3 protein-coding genes are annotated in these 5,291 nt (G+C 72.7%); all 3 read left to right on the top strand.

The annotated features are described in order from the left end of the window. Window positions 1-122: 122 nt before the first annotated feature. The 3 genes from ACFVGO_RS04695 (at window position 123) to ACFVGO_RS04685 (ending at window position 5,230) form a co-directional block, all read left to right on the top strand. A complete protein-coding gene (locus ACFVGO_RS04695; protein WP_359914873.1) occupies window positions 123-1,733 on the top strand; it encodes a trypsin-like serine protease in 1,611 nt (536 codons plus the stop codon). Window positions 1,734-1,826: 93 nt separating this feature from the next. Then, window positions 1,827-3,401 carry a trypsin-like serine protease gene (locus tag ACFVGO_RS04690; protein ID WP_380359078.1) on the top strand — a complete coding sequence of 525 codons (1,575 nt, stop codon included), beginning with the start codon at window positions 1,827-1,829 and terminating at the stop codon, window positions 3,399-3,401. Window positions 3,402-3,490: 89 nt separating this feature from the next. Further along, window positions 3,491-5,230 carry a trypsin-like serine protease gene (locus tag ACFVGO_RS04685; protein WP_380359080.1) on the top strand — a complete coding sequence of 580 codons (1,740 nt, stop codon included), beginning with the start codon at window positions 3,491-3,493 and terminating at the stop codon, window positions 5,228-5,230. The last annotated feature ends 61 nt before the right edge of the window (window positions 5,231-5,291 follow it).

Raw genomic sequence — 5,291 nt, 5'->3', positions numbered from 1 at the left:
CGAACGGCTTCCAGGGAGTCGGCGAAGGCACCGGCGGCGACAAGGCCGCCCTCGTCGAGCTGACCGTCACCGGCTGACCGCCACCGCCCCGCATCCGCCCTTCACGTTGGGAAGAACACCTCATGCTTCGCAACTCCTCGTCCCGCAACCTGCGGGCGGGTGTGCTGGTCGCGGCCGTGGCCGCCGGCACACTGAGCACCTTCGCCCCGGCCCAGGCCGTGGTCGGTGACACGGCCGCCGACGGTTCCTACGCCGCCACCGCCCGGATCGTCGTCGGTGACAACCTGCGCGGCTGCACCGGCGCGCTGGTGGACCGCTACTGGGTGCTGACCGCCGCCTCCTGCTTCTCCGACGACCCGGCGCAGCCTCAGGCCCTGGCGGCCGGTGCGCCGAAGTGGACCACCGCCGTGACGGTCGGCGCGAAGTCGGCCCAGGTGGCCGAGCTGGTGCCGCGCACGGACCGTGACCTGGTGATGGCCCGCCTGGCCACGCCCGTCGACGGCATCGCCCCGCTGCCGCTGGCGACCACGGCTCCGACGGCCGGGCAGTCGCTGCGTGTTCCCGGTTTCGGCCGGACCAAGGACGAGTGGGTGCCGGGCAAGCTCCACTCCGGTGTCTTCAGCCTCGACTCCGTGGCCGCGACGGGCATCGGCACGACCGGTACCGGTGGTGCTGCGGTCTGCAAGGGCGACACCGGTGCCCCGGCGATCCGTGAGGTCAACGGTAAGGCCGAGCTGGTGGCCGTGGCCTCGCGCTCGTGGCAGGGCGGCTGCCTGGGCACTCCGGCCACCGAGACCCGCACCGGCGCGTACAGCTCCCGGGTCGACGACATCGGCGCCTGGGTGCAGGAGGTGCGCTTCCGTACGACGGAGGTGACGGCCGGCCTGCACGTGCAGGTCATCGGTTCGGACACCAAGCTGTGGGACACCGTGGCCGACTACAAGGCGGGCAGCTGGCTCGGCAAGTGGTCGCCCGTCCCGAGCGGCGCCCTCTCCGCCGTGGACTCGGTGGCGACCGGTGACACCGTGCACGTCTTCGTCGTCGGCTCGGACGGCAAGGTCTACACGCGTGACGGCAAGGTCGGCGGCTACTGGACCCCGTGGGGCGAGGTCCCGGGCGGTGCGGTCGGGGTCAAGGGCGTCACCGCGACCGCCCGGGGCAACACCGTCAGCCTGCAGATCATCGGCGTCGACGGCTCCCTGTACAGCACCCAGGCCGATTACACGGCCGGCCGGTGGGTCGGCTCCTGGGAGCTGGTCAGCGTCAACAACCTGAAGGCGATCACCAGCGCCACCACCGCCGACGGCGTCGTCCACGTCTTCGTCATCAACGAGGACGACAAGGTCTACACCCGCGACAACCGGCCCGACGGCAGCTGGACCCCGTGGGGTGTCATTCCAGGTGATGCCGCCGGCGTCAAGGGCATCACGGCGGCTGCCCGCGGCAACATCGTCGACCTGCAGATCATCGGCTCGGACGGCTCCCTCTTCAGCACCAACGGCAACTTCGACGCCGGCCGCTGGGACCCCGCCTGGACCAAGGTCAGCGACAACCACCTGAAGGCGATCAGCAGCAGCGCCGAGGGCAACGTCGTCCACGTCGTGGCCATCAACGAGGACGACAAGGTCTACAACCGCGACGCCGACTACAACGCCGGCCGGTGGACCCCGTGGGGCGAGGTCCCCGGCGGCATCACCGGTGTCAAGGCGATCACCGCCGCCACCACCGGCTGACCCGGCCCGCACCACGTCCCGCCGGGCCGGCCGCCATCCGGCCGCCGGTCCGGCGGGGCACCCACTTCTCGTACTCCTCAGGGGGAATTCCTGATGTCCCGCAACTCCCAGGTCCGCGCCCGTCGGGCGGGTGTGCTGGTCGCGGCCGCCGCCGCCGGCACGCTGAGCAGCTTCACGCCGGCCGGCGCCGTGGTCGGCGACACGGCCGCCGACGGTTCCTACGCCTCCACCGCGCGGCTGGTGATCGGTGACAACCTGCGCGGCTGCACGGGTGCGCTGGTCGACCACTACTGGGTGGTCACGGCCGCGTCGTGCTTCTCCGACGATCCGGCGCAGCCGCAGGCGCTCGCCGCGGGTGCGCCGAAGTGGAAGACGACCGTGACGGTGGGCGCGAAGTCGGCGCAGGTGGCCGAGTTGGTGCCGCGTTCGGACCGTGACCTGGTGATGGCGCGTCTGGCCACGGCGGTGGACGGTGTCGCGGTGCTGCCGCTGGCGACCTCCGCGCCGACGGCCGGGCAGTCGCTGCGTGTTCCCGGTTTCGGCCGGACCAAGGACGAGTGGGTGCCGGGCAAGCTCCACACCGGTGTCTTCAGCCTCGACACCGTGAGCGCGAACGGCATCGGCATCACCGGCACCGGTGGCGCGGCGGTCTGCAAGGGCGACACCGGTGCCCCGGCGATCCGTGAGGTCAACGGAAAGGCCGAGCTGGTCGCCGTGGCCTCCCGCTCCTGGCAGGGCGGCTGCCTGGGCACCCCGGCCACCGAGACCCGCACCGGCGCCTACAGCTCCCGGGTCGACGACCTCGGCGCCTGGGTCAAGCAGGTGAAGGCCTCCCGCCCGGCCAGCGAGCTGTTCGCGCTCGGCGGGGACAGCAAGATCTGGACCAACGAGGGCGCGTACACCACGAACGTGTGGGGCACCTTCGATGCGGTGCCGGACAGCACCGGCACGCGTCAGGTCAGCGCGGTCACGATGGGCGACACGGTGCGCCTGTTCACGATCGGCGGCGACCAGCGGATCTGGACCGCCGCGAAGAACACCACCACCGGCAACTGGAGCCCGCTCCAGCCCGTGCCGAACAACAGCGGCATGCGGCAGGTGACCGCCGTCGCCATGGGCGACACGGTCCGGCTGTACGCGATCGGCGGCGACCAGCGCATCTACACCGCCGCGGGCAACTACACCACCGGCACCTGGACCGGGTTCGAGGCCCTGCCCAGCAGCTCCATCAAGCAGGTGACCGCCACCGCCGTCGGCAACACCGTGCGCCTGTTCGCGATCGGCGGCGACGACACGATCTGGACCACCACCGGCGACTACACCGCCGGGACGTGGACCACCTTCGAGCAGATCGCCAGCAGCTCCATCCGGCACATCGCCGCCACCACGATCGGCAGCACGGTGCGTCTGTTCGCCGTCGGCGGCGACCAGCAGATCTGGACCACCGACAGCACCGCCAACGGCCCCTGGACCACCTTCGACCAGGTGCCCGGCGTCCTGGGCGTCAAGCAGGTCGCCACCACCACGATCGGCGACACCGTCCGGCTGTTCGCCCTCGGTACCGACGACGCGATCTGGACCGCCGACAAGAAGGCCGACGGCAGCTGGACCACCTTCTACAAGGTCGACAGCAGCGCCATCCAGGGCATCGCCGCCACCACCGGCTGACCCGCCCCGCACCCGCCCCGCGGGGGCCGTCGGCACGAGACCGACCGCCCCCGCGGGTCCCCGCAGGCCCGCTCGAAGGGAAAGTCCGCATGTCCCGCAAGTCCCAGTTCCGCTCCCGGCGGGCGGGTGTGCTGGCCGCCGTGGCGGCGGCCGCCGCCGGCACGCTGACCACCTTCGCCCCGGCCGGTGCCGTCTCCGGCGACACGGCGGCCGACAGCGCCTCCGCCACCGCCGCGCGGATCGTCGTCGGCGACCACCTGCGCGGCTGCACCGGCGCGCTGATCGACCAGTACTGGCTGCTCAGTGCGGCGTCGTGCTTCGCCGACGACCCGGCGCAGCCGCAGACGCTCGCCGACGGCGCGCCGAAGTGGAACACCACCGCCACCATCGGCGCGAAGTCGGCCCAGGTGGTCGAGCTGGTGAAGGCCGAGGGCCGTGACCTGGTGATGGCCCGCCTCGCCTCGCCCGTCGACGGCGTCACGCCGCTGGACGTGGGCACCGCCGCGCCGACGGCCGGGCAGTCGCTGCGGGTGTCCGGCTTCGGGCGCACCAAGGCCGAGTGGGTCCCGGACAAGGCGCACACCGGGGCGTTCAGCCTCGACACGGTGAGCGCGACCGGCGTCGGCATCACGGGGACGGGCGGTGCGGCGGTCTGCAAGGGCGACACCGGCGCCCCGGTGGTCCGCGAGGTCAACGGAAAGGCCGAGCTGGTGGCCGTGGCCTCCCGCTCCTGGCAGGGCGGATGCCTGGACACCCCCGCCGCCGAGACCCGCACCGGCGCGTACGCCTCCCGGGTCGACGACCTCGGTCCGTGGATCACCAGGACCAGGAACTCCACCCCCTCGGGGACCGTGGTGAAGTCGTCGCCGTTCACGGTGGTCGACCCGGCCACCAACCATCCGCTGACCTTCGTCCAGGACAGCAGCAACCACCTGTGGTCGTACGACCCGCTGGGCGAGGGCTGGTCCGACCTGGGCGGCTACGCCGCCGCGCGCCCCACGGCGATCGCCACCCCGGCCGCCGACCCGGCCGACAGCCATGTGATGGTGTACGTCAACGGGCCGGACAACAAGCTCTGGTCCTACGACCGCACCACCAAGCACTGGACCCCCTTCGTCCTGACCCCGGCCGGGACGGCGCTGGCCCCCGACGCGGTGCCGCGCACGGTCGTGGACCCGACCACCAAGCACCTGGTCACCTTCGTCCGGGACACCGCCTACCACCTGTGGTCGGTGGACCCGCAGGGCGAGGGCTGGTACGACTACGGCGGCCTGGCCGCCACCGACCCGGTGCCGGTGGTCAACCCGAACGACGGCCACGTCGTGGTCTTCTTCAACGGGCCGAACAACCGGCTGAACTACATCGACCGCCGCAGCGCCGGCCGGGTCGAGTTCCCCCTGACCACGTCCGGCACGGCGATGGCCCCGGACGCCGTCCCCTCGACGGTCGTGGACCCCGCCACCGGGCACTTCACCACGTTCGTCCGCGACACCGCCCACCACCTGTGGTCCGCCGATCCGTGGGGTCCCGGCTGGCGCGACCACGGCCCGGTGGCCGCCACCGACCCGGTCGCGTTCGCCGACGAGGCCGGCAAGCGGACCGTGGTGTACGTCAACGGCCCGGACTACAAGCTGAACGCGCTGGACTTCTCCACCGGCACGCTGACGCCGTTCGCCCGCACCCTGGCCGGGGACTCCGTCCCGCACACCGTGCTCGACCCGGTCACCAAGCACCCGGTCACCTACGTCCGGGACTCCGGCAACACCCTGTGGTCCTTCGATCCGGCGGGCCCCACCTGGGCCCGCTTCCGCGGCGGCCCCTCGGTCTGATCCCCGCCGTGCCGTCCGCGGCCCGCCCCGCCGAGCGCGGGGCGGGCCGCGCCCCAGCCAG

Origin of the sequence: Kitasatospora sp. NPDC057738, assembly GCF_042798815.1 — a bacterium.
Lineage (GTDB): Bacteria > Actinomycetota > Actinomycetes > Streptomycetales > Streptomycetaceae > Kitasatospora > Kitasatospora lactacystinica.
The sequence above is the reverse complement of the archived record's forward strand: the minus strand, read 5'-3'. Positions and strand labels throughout refer to the sequence as shown.